This is a genomic window from Cognatazoarcus halotolerans (assembly GCF_009800965.1).
Taxonomy (GTDB): domain Bacteria; phylum Pseudomonadota; class Gammaproteobacteria; order Burkholderiales; family Rhodocyclaceae; genus Cognatazoarcus; species Cognatazoarcus halotolerans.
In genome coordinates this window covers 26,489-41,810 of sequence record NZ_WUAF01000004.1, presented here as the reverse complement: position 1 = coordinate 41,810, position 15,322 = coordinate 26,489, and the positions used below count along the sequence as shown (strand labels likewise).

Sequence of the window (15,322 nt, the reverse complement as noted above, 5' to 3'; positions counted from 1 at the left end):
GATGATTGGGCTCAGGATCGAGGCCGGCGCGTGATGAGTCCGTTCGCCGTCATCAGGTTTGTTTCACTGACCCGGCTTCCAGACCTGTCCGATCGAGAGCTTCTCGAGCTTGCGCTTGCGCCCGTAAAGAAGGTTGATCAACATTCGCGAAACCAGAACCGCGCTGAACATCGATGTCATGATGCCGAGGCAGTGCACCACAGCGAAGCCGCGGACCGGGCCCGAGCCGAATACCAGAAGCGCAATACCGGCAATCAATGTCGTGATGTTGGAATCGAGAATCGTGTCGAAGGCCCGATCGTAACCGGCGGTGATGGCAGCCTGCGGTGTGGCGCCGTTGCGCAGCTCTTCACGTACCCGTTCATTGATCAGCACGTTGGCGTCGATCGCCATGCCCAGGGTGAGCGCGATGGCTGCAATGCCGGGCAGTGTGAGCGTGGCCTGCAGCATCGACAGCAGTGCAACCAGCAGCAACAGGTTGGAGGCTAGCGCGAGGACCGAGACGAGGCCAAACATCATGTAGTAGGCAATCATGAACACCGCGATCGCGGCGAACCCCCACATCGTGGAGTCGAAACCCTTGCGGATGTTTTCCGCTCCGAGACTGGGGCCGACGGTACGTTCTTCGATGATTTCCATCGGCGCTGCCAGTGAGCCAGCGCGCAGCAGCAGGGCCACGTCCGTGGCTTCCTGAGTGCTCATGCGGCCCGAAATCTGGACCCGGCCACCTCCGATCTCGGAGCGGATCACCGGTGCGGTAATGACCTCGCCCTTGCCCTTTTCGATCAGCAGAATGGCCATGCGCTTGCCGACGTTCTCGCGTGTGACATCACGGAAAATGCGGGATCCGGCGGCGTCCAGCGTGAGATGTACCGCCGGTTCGTGGGTCTGCCCGTCGAAGCCGGGTTGTGCATCGGTCAGGCGGTCACCCGTGAGTACCACCTGCTTCTTGACGAGCAGCGGTGAGCCGCCCCGTTCGGTATAGAGTTCCGTGCCAAACGGTACCGCGCCGTTCAAGGCCCCCTCGAGCGCCCCAGGGGTGTCGTCAACCATGCGAACCTCAAGGGTTGCGGTACGGCCCAGGATGTCTTTTGCCTTGGCCACGTCCTGCACGCCCGGCAGCTGAACGACGATGCGGTCTGCGCCCTGCTGCTGAATCACCGGTTCAGCCACACCAAGCTCGTTGATCCGGTTGTGGAGCGTGGTGATGTTCTGCTTGATCGCGAATTCCTGGATCTTCTTTTCCGCCTGCGGCGTCAGGGTTGCGATGAGCTTGAAGTCGCCGCCCGCGTCCCGTTCATTGAACTGCAGGTCGGCGGTAAAGTCGCCGATCGCCTGGCGAGCGGCCTGGCGGGTGGCATCGTCGCGGAAATTGATGACCACTGCATTGCCTTCGCGGGCAATTCCTGTGTGGCGAATCGTTTTGTCGCGCAACTGGGTGCGCAGGTCGCCGGCCGTGGCGTCGAGTCTTTTTGTCAAGGCGCCGGCCATGTCGACCTGGAGCAGAAAATGCACACCGCCACGCAGATCCAGGCCGAGATACATCGGCAGGGCATTGAGGCTGGTAAGCCAGCTCGGCGAGGCCGATAGCAGGTTCAGCGCCACGACGTAAGATGGATCGGTCGGATCCGGATTGAGTGCGTGTTCGATCGCGTCCTTCGCCTTGAGCTGGACATCGGTGCTCGCGAAGCGGGCGCGGACGCTGGTCGGGTCAACAAAGATCCCCGTATTGGCGATTCCCGCGGCCGACAGGGCCTCCTCGATTCGAGGTGTCACCTTTCCCGGATCGAGTTTCAGGGTCGCCTTGCCACTGGAAACCTGGACAGCGGGGACTTCGCCGTAGAAGTTCGGCAAGGTGTAGAGCAGGCCGATCAGCAGCACGAAGCCGATGAGAAGGTTTTTCCAGAGGGGATAGCGGTTCATGGTCGGGGCTTCGTGGAAGACGTCAGCGAGATGGCGGGGGCCGTCGGCCCCCATTCAGTTGAATCAGGCGCTCTTGAGCGTGCCCTTCGGCAGTACGTTGCCAACTGATTCCTTCTTGATCAGGATGACCACGTTGTCGGCGACTTCGACATGGATGAACGAGTCGCCGACCTGGGTCACGCGGCCGGCAACGCCGCCCTGGGTCAGTACCTCGTCACCTTTGGCAAGTGCGGCAACCAGTGCCTTGTGTTCCTTGGCACGCTTCATCTGCGGACGGATCATCAGGAACCAGATCACGACGAACATCAGGATCATCGGCAGCAGGCCCATGAGGCCGCCAGTGGGGTCCGCGGCGCCTGCGGCCTGGGCGTAGGCATTGGAAATCAGCACTTTTTCGACTCCGGATTAGCGTATGAAAGCGCGCAATTATATCAGTTGTGTCTTTGACCCATGTTCGGGGCCGGTCACGTCGAGGTAGCTCCGCGGCCTCGCTGCTCGCGAAAACGTGTTTGGAAGCCGGTAAAATCGTCCGCATCGATCGCCTGGCGGATCTCTGCGGTGAGGTTCTGGTAGTAACGCAGATTGTGGATGGTGTTCAGCATCGAGCCGAGAATTTCACCGGTGCGGTGAAGGTGGTGGAGGTAGGCGCGACTGAAATTGCGGCAGGTATAGCAGTCGCAGCTATCGTCGAGGGGGCGCGTATCTTCGCGGTGAGCCGCGTTCTTGATCTTGAGGTCGCCAAAACGGGTGAACAGCCAGCCGTTGCGCGCGTTGCGGGTGGGCATGACGCAGTCGAACATGTCGATGCCTTCGGCCACGCTCGCCACGATGTCCTCGGGTGTGCCGACGCCCATGAGGTATCGGGGTCTGTCTGCTGGAAGTCTGGGGGCGGTGTGGGCGAGTATCCGACGCATGTCTTCCTTGGGCTCACCGACCGAGAGGCCGCCGATGGCAAAACCATGAAATCCGATCTCGGTCAGTCCGGCAAGGGATTCTTCGCGGAGCGCTTCATACATGCCGCCCTGGACGATCCCGAACAGTGCGTTGGGGTTCTCCAGGCGGTCGAATTCATCACGCGAGCGCTGCGCCCAGCGAAGCGAGAGGCGCATCGAGCGGGCTGCCTCGTCAAGTGTCGCAGGAAAGGGCGTGCATTCGTCGAAGATCATCGCAATATCGGAATTCAGACTGCGCTGTATCTGCATCGAGATTTCGGGGGTCAGAAACAGCTTGGCACCATCGATCGGGGATGAGAACTTGACACCCTCTTCGCTGATCTTGCGCAGCGCGCCAAGCGAAAACACCTGGAACCCGCCCGAGTCGGTAAGAATCGGTTTTTGCCAGCGCATGAAACCGTGCAGGCCGCCATGCAGGTCGATGACTTTCATGCCCGGCCGCAGCCATAGGTGGAAGGTGTTGCCAAGACAGATTTGAGCGCCGATTCCGTCGAGCGACTCCGGCGTCATGGCCTTGACGGTGCCGTATGTGCCGACCGGCATGAAAACCGGGGTCTGGACGACGCCATGGTTGAGCGTGAGTTTGCCGCGACGTGCAGCGCCCGAGGTCTTGATGAGTTCGAATTTCATGATTGACGGTTCAGGAACATGGCGTCGCCGTAGCTGAAAAAGCGGTAGCGCTCGCGGATGGCATGGGCGTAGGCGTCGCGGATGCGATCGGCGCCTGCGAAAGCCGAGACCAGCATCAGCAAGGTCGACTTTGGAAGGTGAAAATTGGTGATCAGTGCGTCGGCTACCTGAAAGCGGAATCCGGGCAGGATGAAGAGTTCCGTCTCGCCGCCGCCTGCGGACAGAGGTCCGTTTTGCGCTGCGGCCTCAAGTGCGCGCAGGCTGGTGGTGCCGACCGCGATCACGCGGCCGCCGGATGAGCGGGTCGCGGCAATCTGTTCGACCGTTTCGGCCGGGATCAGGTAGCGTTCGCGGTGCATGCGATGTTCGGAAAGATCATCAACGCGTACTGGCTGAAAGGTGCCCGCACCTACGTGGAGCGTGAGATAGGCGAGTCCCGCGCCGGCGCTGTCCAGTCTGGCGAGCAGGCCCTCGTCAAAATGGAGGCCCGCGGTGGGTGCTGCGACCGAACCGTGGTGGCGTGCGTAAACTGTTTGATAACGGGTTTCGTCGGCCTGGCCTGCGGGCCGCTCGATGTAGGGAGGCAATGGTAGCTTGCCGTATGCCTCCAGCAGCGGAACGAGCGCGTGTGCCCGCGGGAAGGCGAGATGGAAGAATTCGCCGAGCCGGCCGAGCACCTCGACTTCGAAGGCTCCGTCGGCGACGCTGATCCGGCTGCCGGGTTTCGGTGACTTGCTGGCGCGGATCTGGGCGAGCGCTTCGTGATCGCCGATTGGCCGCTCGATGAGAATTTCGACATTGCCGCCGGTCTGCTTGACGCCGAAAAGTCGGGCGTGCACCACGCGGGTGTCGTTGAATACAAGCAGGTCGCCCGGGCGAACCAAGTCGGGGAGGTCGGTGAAGTGGCGGTCGAACAGCGTCTCGTGTCCGACCTCGAGCAGTCGGCTGGCGGTACGCTCGCCCAGCGGTGCCTGGGCGATCAGTTCGTCCGGCAAGGAATAATCGAAATCTTCAAGCCTGAATGGCATCTGCTTGCTGCCCGGAATGGATTGGGTGATAATTCGCGCCTCCTCCAGCCGGGGTGGCGGAATCGGTAGACGCAGCGGATTCAAAATCCGCCGGTGGTGACACTGTGAGGGTTCGAGTCCCTCTCCCGGCACCAGGCATTGTCGACCCGCCGTCGGGCGAAAGGTCGGCAATGTTATCCTGCCGCGGCGCGGCTTGCCAAATTCGTTGGGATTGTTTCGGAGAGGGGGGCGCGTGAGCCCTGCTCGCTGTTTGAGGTAAGGATGTCTCTCGACCCCAAGGCCAGGGAGTTGCTGGCAATGGTTTACCGTGTCAACGCGCCACGGTTCCATGATTTGTCGGTGTCCCAGGCAAGGCACGCAACACAGAAGCTGATGTTTGCATTCCGGCCCGAAGCGCCGGCAGTGGCCTCCACCGTGGAGGTTCCGATTCCGCGACCGAACGGAACGGTGTTACTGGCACGCTTGTATCGCCCCCTTGGTTCGCACGCCAGCGAGAGCACGGCTCTGCTGATCTATTTTCACGGCGGCGGATGGTGTACCGGGGACCTGTCAAGCTACGATGTTCTCTGTCGTGAACTGGCTAACCTCTCGGGCGCGGCCGTGTTGTCCGTGGATTACCGGCTTGCCCCGGAGCATCCGTTTCCCGCGGCGGTACACGACGCGTGGCTTGCCTTTGAATGGTCCTCCGAAAACGCTGGTCTGCTCGGGGTCGACCCCGAAAGATTGGCGCTCGGCGGCGACAGTGCGGGTGGCAACCTCGCGATCGTGACCGCGATCGAGGCAAGGGAACGGGCGATGCCGATGCCCGTCGCGCTTGCACTGATCTATCCCTCGACTCAGATTCACAGCAATCGCCCGTCACGCGACAGGTTTGCGGATGGCTATTTTCTCGACCGCGAGACCCTGCGCTGGTTCTACGAGCGCTATTTCGCCGAGGCCGCCGAAGCCGAAACATGGCGCGCATCGCCCATGTTCGCGTCGAGCCTGACGGGATTGCCCCCCTTCGTCATGGTGACCGCGGGTTGTGATCCGTTGACCGACGATTGCCTTGCCTTTGCTGCTCGCTGCGAAGCAGAGGGAGGGCAGGTCTTGCACCGGCACTTCGACGGCATGGTCCACGGCTTCGTTCCTTTGGGGAAGTTCTTTGAGCAGGGGAACGAGGCGGTTCGATGTATTTCCTCTTACCTCAAGGGGGCGCTGGCGGTCTCGTGATCCGCAAGTTCGGGTATTGCGCGGCCGGGTTGGCGCATGAGTCGCGGTGAAGGCGGCTGTGACCCGGTTCGGCGAAAGTCCCCGGCGCTTGCTAGATTGAATGTCCGGGGATGTTCATCGTTCGTGAACGTGACCTCCTTAACATCGCAGTTCGACGTCATTGGCTATCCTGCGCTCGAGGGTAGAGCGTCGGTTGGGGTTCCGGACATTTTTTCGGGTTCCGGACTCTGCTGATACAACCAGTAAATTCAGGCGGGCGGATCAAAGATGCTCAAAATTTTCAGTCATCATGTTCCATCGCAGGCGTTGGCGCAGTTCTTCATTGACGCCTGTTTGTTGGCGCTTGCAGTGGTTCTTTCCGTGATGTTGCAGTCCCGCGCCGGTAGCTTCGAATGGCGGGAGGTGGTCCCTTCCGCAGTGGTCTTTGCGCTGGTCATGATGGTTCTCAACAGCGCTTTCGGGCTTTATCGGCCATTCGCGGGCGGTTCGCTGCGTAGTGTCGTCGAGCGACTTGCACTGCCAGTCGTCGTGAGTGTCCCGGTCGCGTATCTGATCTTCCGGTTGCTGCCGTGGGGGCATTTTCTGCCCGAGGCTGCGGAATTGACCGTGCTGTCGGCGCTGGGGGGCGTGATGGTGCTTCGCGGTCTTTCGAATCGCGGTCAGCAAGGCGTCTTGATGGCTCGACGCATTCTGGTATTGGGCGTCGGAGCCGATGCGGCGCACGTCGAGCGCGTGCTCACCGGCGCCGACTCCCGCGGACTTGAGGTCGTCGGATTCGTAGCGATGGAGCAGGGCGAAGCCCCGCAGGTGCGCGGCCGCGTCCTCGGTGCGCCAAGCCGCCTCCTTCAGCTCGTGCGTGAGGAGCGCGCCGACGAGGTTATCGTTGCCGTGCGCGAGCGGCGGGGCGGCGTGTTGCCGCTGCGCGATCTGCTCGATTGCAAGATGCTTGGTGTCAAGGTTCTGGACCTTTCGTCTTTCTTCGAGCGGGTCCAGGGGCAAGTGAGAATCGATTCGCTCCGCGCCAGCTGGCTGATCTACGGTGACGGGTTTCGCCAGGGCTGGGCGAGAAGTACGGTCAAGCGGACCTTCGACATCCTTGCCGCCTTGGTTCTGCTTACTCTCGCCTTGCCGGTCATGCTGATCTCCGCCCTCGTAATCCTGCTGCAGGACGGCGCGCCGATCTTCTACCGCCAGGAGCGGGTCGGGCAGCACGGTCGGGTATTCAAGGTGATCAAGTTCAGAAGCATGCGCAACGATGCCGAAAAGGATGGGAAGCCCCGCTGGGCCTCGGCCAACGATGACAGGGTGACACGGTTCGGCAAGCTGATGCGAAAGACCCGCATCGATGAGCTACCCCAGCTGTTCAATGTGCTGAAAGGCGAGATGAGCCTCGTTGGACCGCGTCCCGAGCGTCCTTATTTTGTCGATCAGCTGACTGCGGAAGTGCCGTTCTACGCCGTCCGCCATTGTGTCAAACCCGGGCTTACAGGGTGGGCGCAGGTGCGCTATCAGTACGGTGCATCGGTTGATGATGCGGTTCAAAAGCTGCAGTACGACCTCTACTACGTGAAGAATCACACCCTCTTTCTGGATAGCCTCATTCTTTGCGAGACTGTCAGGGTCGTGTTGACCGGGCAAGGTGCGCATTGATCGGTTTGGCACCGTGCCGGTCCGACGTCGCTCGCACCGCATCTGCGGTGCGTTTGCGATTGTGGGGCGGGGGCGGATGCTATGTTCGTGACGATTTCCCTCCCCGCGATGGTGCGCCGCAGCCGGGACGGGTGCGAAGAGCATTCGGCCGTGGACATTTGAGCAGGATCGTCCTACCGGTTTGCGAAAAAGCGAATAGCCCGGCGAACGGGCCGACTCGGGGCGCCGTCGGGAACTTACACATCGGTGCGCTCCGGACCGAATGACCGAGCTCGGCTTCGATCTTGTTCAGCTTGCGCGTATCGGCTACATCCTTGTCGCCGCACTTTACGCGCTGTTTGCAATCTATCTGCTGATCGCCTGGAAAGGTGGCAAGCCTGGCGCAACACTTCTGCTGGCCATGCTCGCGGGGGCTTCGTGGGGTGGATTAAGCGCTGCGGCGCTGGCTTTCGACGGTTCCTTCCTGATGCTGTCGGCGGCCGTCGCCGACGTGGTCCGGGGTGCGGCTTGGTATTTGTTCGTTCTGATCCTGATTGGAGGGGGCAGGCTCGTGCGGCCGCTCTCTGGTCTTGCGGTTGCGGCAAGCCTGATTGTCGTGTTGCAGTTGTCGGCAATTGTATTTGCTGCGGCCGGATGGACTGTCGCCGGTGATCCGATTCGTCTCCAGACGATGGCAAGCCTTCTTGCCTCTGTATTCGGCTTGGTGTTGATAGAGCAGTTCTATCGAAGTCTTCCGGTCGATGCCCGTTGGGCGTTCAAGCCGCTCGCGTTGGGGCTGGTCGCGGTGTTCGGGTTTGACCTTTACCTTTTTGCGGAAGGTTCTTTGTTCCTGCGACTTGATCCCGCAACCTGGAGCGTGCGCGGTCTGGCGCATGTGCTTGTCCTGCCACTCATCGGCATGTCCGTAGCGCGCAATCCTTCATGGAAGATGCGTATCAGCGTGTCACGCGACGTGGTTTTCCATTCGTCGGCGCTGTTGATTTCGGGTCTCTATCTATTGCTCGTGGCGGGTGCTGGATACTACGTCCGCTATTTCGGGGGAGACTGGGGGCGCGCGTTTCAGGTGGCACTGCTTTTCGCCGGCTTGCTTTCGTTGGCTGCAGTGCTGTTTTCGGCCAGTCTGCGGGCCCGCTTGCGGGTTTGGCTGAACAAGCACCTGTTTCCGTACAGGTACGACTATCGCAATCAATGGCTGGGATTCACTGCGGCGCTTGCTGCGGCAGGTTCGAATCTGAGCCCTGGCGAAAGTGTGATCAAAGCCCTTGGTGATCTGGTCGAGAGCCCGGGCGGATGGCTGTGGTTGCGTGAAGGAAGTGGACGGTTCCATCTGCAGGCGCGATTGAACGCGCCTGAAACAGACGCGTCCGAGCCGGCCGAGGGTAGTCTGGCGGGATTCCTCGAGCGGAGCGGCTGGATCCTCAACATGGAGGAATTTCGAGCGAGGAGGACGCTCTATGCAGACCTGACCTTGCCCGAGTGGCTGTCACGTCTTCCGGATGCCTGGCTTGTCGTGCCACTCAGCTCGGTCGGCTCCCTCATCGGCTTTGTCATCCTCCATCCCCCACGCGTTGCCGTGGATGTGAACTGGGAGGTGCTGGATCTTCTGAAAACGGCACAGCAGCAGGCCGCCAGCTATCTCGGGCAGGTACGGGCCAGCGAGGCGCTTCTGGAGGCGCGTAAGTTCGATGCTTTCAACAAGATGTCGGCCTTCGTCGTGCATGACCTGAAGAATCTGGTCGCGCAGATGTCGCTGCTGCTGAAGAATGCTGAGCGTCACCGTGACAATCCCGAATTCCAGAAAGATATGCTGGATACCGTTGCGCACGTCGAGGGCCGCATGCGGGGCCTGATGTCGCAGCTTCTCGAGAAGACCTCCTTCGATCAGAAGCGGCCTGTCGACATCGCCGAGACGATGCGGCGAATCGTGCAGGGCAAGCGGGCTTTGCGTCCCCTCGTACAGCTGACCGTGAAGCAGTCGACGTCGGTGATGGCATATGCAGAACGCCTCGAAAGAATTCTCGGGCACATCGTGCAAAATGCATTGGATGCGACTGACGAAGACGGTATCGTTGCCGTGGACGTAAGCGTTTCTGAAAGGGGAGAAGCCTTGATCGAGGTTTCTGACACGGGGGTCGGGATGAGCGAAGTATTCATCCGCGAGCAGCTGTTCAAACCTTTTCAGTCGACGAAGAAGAGCGGCATGGGTATCGGTGCCTTTGAGACCCGGCAATACATTCATGAACTGGGCGGCAAGATCAAGGTTACGAGCGAGCCTGGTCAAGGGACGGTGGTGTCCGTGTTGCTGCCGGGCTGCGACACCGCTGGATCCACGGCGGAAATCGGGTAGAAGTGACGACTATGGCGGACAAGCGACGGGCACTGCTCATCGTGGAAGACGATCCGGCGCTGCAAAAGCAGATGCGTTGGGCCTTCGATGAATATGAAACTGTACTGGCTTCCGATCGCGAATCGGCGATCGCCCAGTTGCGCCGTGTCGAACCTGCGGTTGTGACGATGGACCTGGGGCTGCCGCCGGCGCCGGACGATGTGACCGAGGGTTTCGCGCTGCTGGGCGAAATGCTGCAGCTTCAACCGGGAACGAAAGTCATCGTATTGACCGGACAACATGACCGCGACAACGCGGTGCGGGCGGTTGGAATGGGGGCTTACGATTTTTTCGCCAAGCCCTTTGAGCCTGAGTTGCTCGCGTTGACGATTGACAGGGCCTTCCGCCTCCATGACCTGCAGCAGGAAAACGCATTGTTGCAGTTGCAGCAGGGGTCACCGCTGGATGGCTTCCTGACCCGTGATCCTGCGATGCTGAAACTCTGCAGGACGATCGAGAAGGTTTCCAACGCGAACGTCACCTCAATGCTTCTCGGTGAGAGTGGTACCGGCAAGGAAGTGCTCGCACGCGGTCTCCACAATCTCTCGTCGCGAAGTGGCGAGCGTTTTGTGGCGATCAACTGTGCGGCGATACCCGAGAACCTCCTCGAGAGCGAGCTCTTCGGTTACGAGAAGGGCGCGTTTACAGGCGCCGTGAAGCAGACCCTGGGAAAGATCGAAGTCGCTCATCGTGGCACGCTGTTTCTCGACGAGATCGGGGATCTGCCGATGCCGCTGCAGTCAAAACTCCTGCGCTTCCTGCAGGAGAGGGTCATCGAGCGAATCGGTGGTCGCGATGAGATCCCGGTCGACGTGAGAATCGTGTGTGCGACGCACCAAGACCTCAAGGCGCTGATCCGCGAGGGCCGATTCCGTGAGGATCTTTACTACAGGTTGGCGGAAATCGTGGTCGACATTCCCCCTCTGCGTGATCGAGAGGGTGACGCGAGCCTTATTGCACACGCGTTGGTCAAGCGGTTTGCGAGTGACAACGGGCGCGCGAGCATGCAGCTTGGCGATGATGCCGTCGCGGCGATCGAAGCGCATCCGTGGCCGGGCAATGTGCGTGAGCTCGAAAACTGTATAAAGCGTGCGGTAATCATGTCGGATGGCTCGCGCATCGGAGCCGATGACCTCGGTTTTGATTCGGTCGATGAAGATCTGACCACCCTCAACTTGAGACAGGTGCGCGACGAGGCTGAGCGCAAGGCTGTGGTTCGGGTGCTGGCACGGGTAAACGGGAATGTTGCGAAAGCGGCGGAGGTGCTGGGAATCAGCCGGCCGACGCTATACGACTTGATGAACCGCTTTGGATTAAAGAAAGAGAGCTGACTGTGGCAAATAATCGAGAGAATCACCTGCGACGAATCGTCAAGACTCTTGCGGGGGCCGGTATGGTTGCCCTGCTCCTCAGCGGGTGCGGCTCCAGCCCGGAGGAAATGGTTCAATCGGCCCGCGGATTCCTTGAGAAGAAGGATCTCAAGGCGGCGAGCATTCAGCTCAAGAATGCTCTGCAGGAGAATCCCGGGATCGGAGAAGCGCGTTTTTTGCTTGGCCGTATCTACCTTGACCAGGGGGATGTGCAAACCGCTCTCAAGGAACTCAGGCGTGCCAATGATCTGGGCTATGCGCCGGATCAGGTAATACCGGTACTGTCCCGGGCAATGGTGTCGGGGGGCGAGGGTAAGGCACTGATAGAGCAATTCGGCGACAAGACGCTGGCCGATCCGGCTGCTCAGGCCCAGTTGCAGGCCAGTCTCGGAGAGGCCTATGTGGCGGCTGGCTCGCTCGACAAGGCCGAGCAGAGCTTCCGCGAGGCGGCAAAGAACGAGTCCGCCCGTGATCGAGCGGAGCTGGGTCTGGCACGCCTCGCTGCGGGCAAGCGGGATCTCGATGATGCGTTCGCGAAGGTCGAGGCGATTCTTGCGCATTCTCCCAAATACGTTGACGCGCTGTTGTTCAAGGCCGCGCTCTTGAATGCGAAGCAGGACTCGGTCAAGGCAGCCGAGGCCTATTCGACCGCGATCGCCATCGAACCGGGGCGAGCGGCGCCTCATTTCGAGCTTGTGTCACTGCTGCTCCGCGAGCGGAAATTCGATGAAGCTGCGGAAAAGCTTAAGGAAATGAAGGCCGCGGTCGGTGAGGGAAATCTTCAGGTGGTCTACCTGCAGTCATATCTGGATTTTGCCCAGGGCAAGATCGAGCCTGCACGGGCATCCATCGACGACGTGCTGAAGTTTGCCCCCAATTATCTTCCCGCCCGTCTGCTGGCCGGCGCCATCTACCTTAGGAAAGGTGATGCGCTGCAGGCGCAAACGCATTTGGGCAAAGTTCTGGAGGCGGCACCACGACAGTTGCTCGCGCGGCGTTTGATGGTCGGCGCCCACCTTGCGGCGCGCGAGACCGACCGTGCCGTCGAGGCCTTGCAGCCGCTGTTGAAGGACTATGGAGACAGGGCGGATATTCTGTCTCTTGCCGGTCAGGTCTACCTGGCGAAGGGTGATTTCACGCGTTCTTCGGAGTATTTTGCAAAGGCGGTCGCACTGGATCCGAAAGATGCTTCGGCACGTACGCGGCTGGGGATAAGCAGGCTTGCCTCGGGAGACAGCAACTCGGCTTTTGACGATCTGGAAACTGCAGCGGAAATGGATCAGGATCGTATCCAGGCGGATGTTGCCCTGGTCATGTCGCACCTGCGCCGCGGGGAAATCGACAAGGCAGGCGAGGCGCTTGATCGCCTAGAGAAAAAGCAGCCTGACAATCCGCTGGTAAGCAACCTTCTCGGGGCCGTGATGCTGGGCAGGGGTGACATGCCCAAGGCCCGGGAGGCGTTTGAGAAGGCCGTTGCCCTGAAAGCCGATTATCTTCCGGCAGTGACCAATCTTGCTCGACTCGATCTCGCTGACAAAAAACCCGAAATGGCACGCAAACGGTTCGAGAGTCTGATCGAGTCGAATCCGAAAGTGGTTGACGCGTATGTCGCGCTTGCTGATCTCAATGTTGCAACCGGGCAGTCTGCCGAGGAAGTTCGCAAGGTGCTTGATCGCGGTCTGGCGGCCAACCCCGATTCCATTGCCCTTAAGATTGCCTTGGTGCGCGATGATTTGCGCGTCGGCAACTCGAAAGCCGCCCTTGCGCGAGCCGAAGAAATTCAGGCCGCGGCACCCAACGACCCTGCAATGCTCGAAACCCTTGGCCGTACGCAGCTTGCCGCGTCGCGACCGGAACAGGCGGTCGCGACGTTTGGGAAGCTCTCCGAATTGCGCCCGGATACGCCTGGGGTGCTGCTTGCACTCGCGCAGGCGCAGCTCGAAACAAAAAATCCGAGTGGAGCCGAGCAGTCACTCAGAAAGGTACTTGCACTCAAACCCGATCTGCTCGAGGCGCAGCGCCAGCTGATGGTACTGCGTGCCCAGGCCAAGGATGACGCAGGCGCGTTGGCTATTGCCGCCGAGATCCAGAAGCAACGTCCCAAGGCTGCAATAGGGTTCCTTCTCGAGGGCGATTATCTGGCGAGCCGGCAAAAATTCGATGCGGCAGCGAACAGTTACCGCCGTGCCTTTCAGGTTGAGCAGACCGCGCAGGTGGTCGTGAAGCTCAGTTCCTCACTGAGCGCAGCAGGAAAGACCGTGGACGCGGAGAAGGAGGCCGATGCCTGGCTGCGTAAACAGCCCAAGGACATGACAGTTCGCGGCTATTTGGCCGAAGTGCAGCTCCGCAAGGGTGACTTTGCCAGAGCGGCCCGGATCTATAAGGACATGCTCGCGATCGCTCCAGAGAATGCACTGGTGCGAAACAATTATGCATGGGCCGCCTGGAAAGCGGGCGATCCCAAGGCCATGTCCTACGCCGAAGAAGCCCTCAAGGCAGCGCCCGACAGCCCGGCCATTCTTGACACGCTGGCCATGATCCAACTCGCGGCAGGAAAAGGTGACGAGGCGGTGGCCAATCTGAAGCGCGCTGTCGAAAAGGCACCCAAGGCCGTGCCGATCGTCCTCAACCTAGCGCGGGCGTATGCGAAAACCGGTAAAGCCCAGGAAGCGCGGTCCCTTTTGGATCGGCTTGGGCGTGATTTTCCGGATGCGCCTGAGGTCAAGAAGGAAATTGACACGATTCGCGGCACCCTCTGATGTGCCGCCGCGCGAAAACACGACAATCTGATACCCGGATATACATATCATGACCACAATTGCAGTCATCGGCCTCGGCTATGTAGGCCTCCCACTTGCCGTCGAGTTCGGGAAGAAATTCGAGACAATCGGTTTCGACCTGTCGGTCGAGAAGGTCGCAGCGTACCGCGACTGCATCGATCCGACCGGAGAGGTGTCCAGCCAGGATCTGAAGGCGGCCAAGCTGCTGACGTGCCATACCGATCCATCGGCGCTGCGTGAGGCTGATTTTGTCATCGTTGCGGTGCCCACGCCGGTCGATGAGGCACATCAGCCAGACTTTACCCCGCTCGTGAAATCCTCGGAAACGGTCGGCAAGCACCTCAAGCGCGGTGCGATCGTCGTTTACGAATCCACGGTTTACCCTGGTGCGACCGAGGAAGTCTGTATCCCGATTCTGGAGAAGCATTCCGGCATGAAATGGAAACGGGACTTCTTTGTCGGATACAGCCCGGAGCGTATCAACCCGGGTGACAAGGAGCGTACCGTCACGAAGATCGTCAAGGTGGTTTCCGGTGATACCGCAGAGACACTCGAGAAAGTGACGGAAGTTTATGGTTCGGTGATCACCGCGGGTGTTTATCCTGCAAGTTCGATCAAGGTCGCTGAAGCTGCGAAGGTCATCGAGAATACCCAGCGCGATCTCAATATCGCCTTGATGAACGAACTCGCGGTGATTTTCCACAAGATCGGCATCGATACCATCGAGGTGCTGAAGGCTGCCGGCACCAAGTGGAATTTCCTGCCGTTCCGGCCCGGCTTGGTGGGGGGGCACTGCATCGGCGTGGATCCTTACTATCTGACCCACAAGGCAGACATGCTGGGACATCACCCTGAAGTCATCCTCGCGGGCCGTCGGATCAACGACAGCATGGGCAAGTATGTCGCCGAGCAGACGGTGAAGCAGATGATCCAGGCCGGAAGCAGCATCAAGGGTGCCAAGGTCATCATGCTGGGCCTGACCTTCAAGGAAAACTGTCCGGATCTGCGGAACAGCAAGGTGATCGACGTGATCCGCGAACTTCAGGCCTATGGTTGCGAGGTGAGCGTGCATGATCCCGTTGCGGAGTCGGCAGAGGCCGAGCACGAGTACGGCGTTTCGCTCACCGCGTGGGATGACCTGCCGCAGGCGGAGGCGGTAGTGGCGGCGGTCGCGCATCACGAGTATCTTGAAATGGGCGAGGCGGCAATTGCGGCGAAGCTGGTGAAAGGTGGTGTCTTTGCCGACGTCAAGAGTTGCTACGACCAAGGTGTGTTGGAGGCATCCGGCGTCCGCATATGGCGCCTCTGAGGAGAACCGAGGTGGATTTAAGCATCCCAGACACCGTCGAGGCTGGAGGCTCGTGCTGATGCGGCCCGGATTTTCGCGTCC

Annotated in this window: 10 protein-coding genes and 1 tRNA gene; 7 read left to right on the top strand and 4 right to left on the bottom strand. The window is 60.3% G+C overall.

Annotated elements, in window-relative coordinates:
- Positions 1-63: 63 nt before the first annotated feature.
- The 4 genes from secD to queA all read right to left on the bottom strand — a co-directional run bounded on the left by secD (position 64) and on the right by queA (position 4,534).
- The gene (gene secD, locus GQB03_RS06605) at positions 64-1,923 is read right to left on the bottom strand and encodes a protein translocase subunit SecD (RefSeq protein ID WP_159686373.1); all 1,860 of its coding nucleotides are present in this window, start codon (positions 1,921-1,923) and stop codon (positions 64-66) included.
- A gap of 63 nt (positions 1,924-1,986) precedes the next feature.
- Positions 1,987-2,313, bottom strand: coding sequence for a preprotein translocase subunit YajC (gene yajC / locus GQB03_RS06600; protein WP_159686370.1), 327 nt, complete (start codon positions 2,311-2,313; stop codon positions 1,987-1,989).
- Positions 2,314-2,387: 74 nt separating this feature from the next.
- Positions 2,388-3,506: a tRNA guanosine(34) transglycosylase Tgt gene (gene tgt / locus GQB03_RS06595; RefSeq protein ID WP_159686367.1), complete on the bottom strand. Its 1,119-nt coding sequence runs from the start codon at positions 3,504-3,506 to the stop codon at positions 2,388-2,390.
- Positions 3,503-4,534: a tRNA preQ1(34) S-adenosylmethionine ribosyltransferase-isomerase QueA gene (gene queA, locus GQB03_RS06590; protein ID WP_159686364.1), complete on the bottom strand. Its 1,032-nt coding sequence runs from the start codon at positions 4,532-4,534 to the stop codon at positions 3,503-3,505. The genes tgt and queA overlap by 4 nt, the downstream gene beginning before the upstream one ends.
- A gap of 47 nt (positions 4,535-4,581) precedes the next feature.
- Here queA and GQB03_RS06585 point away from each other — a divergent pair.
- From GQB03_RS06585 to GQB03_RS06555, 7 genes are all read left to right on the top strand, one after another.
- Positions 4,582-4,668, top strand: a tRNA-Leu gene (locus GQB03_RS06585).
- Between the two features lie 127 nt (positions 4,669-4,795).
- Entirely contained in the window at positions 4,796-5,746 is a 951-nt protein-coding gene (locus GQB03_RS06580; protein ID WP_159686361.1) for an alpha/beta hydrolase, read from the top strand.
- Positions 5,747-6,013: 267 nt separating this feature from the next.
- A complete protein-coding gene (locus GQB03_RS06575) occupies positions 6,014-7,396 on the top strand; it encodes a TIGR03013 family XrtA/PEP-CTERM system glycosyltransferase (RefSeq protein WP_159686358.1) in 1,383 nt (460 codons plus the stop codon).
- Between the two features lie 262 nt (positions 7,397-7,658).
- The gene (gene prsK, locus GQB03_RS06570; protein ID WP_159686355.1) at positions 7,659-9,743 is read left to right on the top strand and encodes an XrtA/PEP-CTERM system histidine kinase PrsK; all 2,085 of its coding nucleotides are present in this window, start codon (positions 7,659-7,661) and stop codon (positions 9,741-9,743) included.
- Positions 9,744-9,754: 11 nt separating this feature from the next.
- Complete coding sequence (gene prsR, locus GQB03_RS06565; RefSeq protein WP_159686352.1) at positions 9,755-11,113, top strand: PEP-CTERM-box response regulator transcription factor; 1,359 nt, start codon at positions 9,755-9,757, stop codon at positions 11,111-11,113.
- Positions 11,114-11,175: 62 nt separating this feature from the next.
- Positions 11,176-13,911 (top strand): XrtA/PEP-CTERM system TPR-repeat protein PrsT, encoded by a 2,736-nt coding sequence (prsT, locus tag GQB03_RS06560; protein WP_159686349.1) that lies wholly within the window; start codon positions 11,176-11,178, stop codon positions 13,909-13,911.
- Between the two features lie 49 nt (positions 13,912-13,960).
- Positions 13,961-15,241 carry a nucleotide sugar dehydrogenase gene (locus GQB03_RS06555; RefSeq protein ID WP_159686346.1) on the top strand — a complete coding sequence of 427 codons (1,281 nt, stop codon included), beginning with the start codon at positions 13,961-13,963 and terminating at the stop codon, positions 15,239-15,241.
- Positions 15,242-15,322: the final 81 nt, after the last annotated feature.

Bases quoted from the DNA above. Each gene is read 5' to 3' on its own strand.
- secD (WP_159686373.1), bottom strand. From the start codon at position 1,923: ATGAACCGCTATCCCCTCTGGAAAAACCTTCTCATCGGCTTCGTGCTG.
- tgt (WP_159686367.1), bottom strand. From the start codon at position 3,506: ATGAAATTCGAACTCATCAAGACCTCGGGCGCTGCACGTCGCGGCAAA.
- queA (WP_159686364.1), bottom strand. From the start codon at position 4,534: ATGCCATTCAGGCTTGAAGATTTCGATTATTCCTTGCCGGACGAACTG.
- GQB03_RS06580 (WP_159686361.1), top strand. From the start codon at position 4,796: ATGTCTCTCGACCCCAAGGCCAGGGAGTTGCTGGCAATGGTTTACCGT.
- GQB03_RS06575 (WP_159686358.1), top strand. From the start codon at position 6,014: ATGCTCAAAATTTTCAGTCATCATGTTCCATCGCAGGCGTTGGCGCAG.
- prsK (WP_159686355.1), top strand. From the start codon at position 7,659: ATGACCGAGCTCGGCTTCGATCTTGTTCAGCTTGCGCGTATCGGCTAC.
- prsR (WP_159686352.1), top strand. From the start codon at position 9,755: ATGGCGGACAAGCGACGGGCACTGCTCATCGTGGAAGACGATCCGGCG.
- prsT (WP_159686349.1), top strand. From the start codon at position 11,176: ATGGTTGCCCTGCTCCTCAGCGGGTGCGGCTCCAGCCCGGAGGAAATG.
- GQB03_RS06555 (WP_159686346.1), top strand. From the start codon at position 13,961: ATGACCACAATTGCAGTCATCGGCCTCGGCTATGTAGGCCTCCCACTT.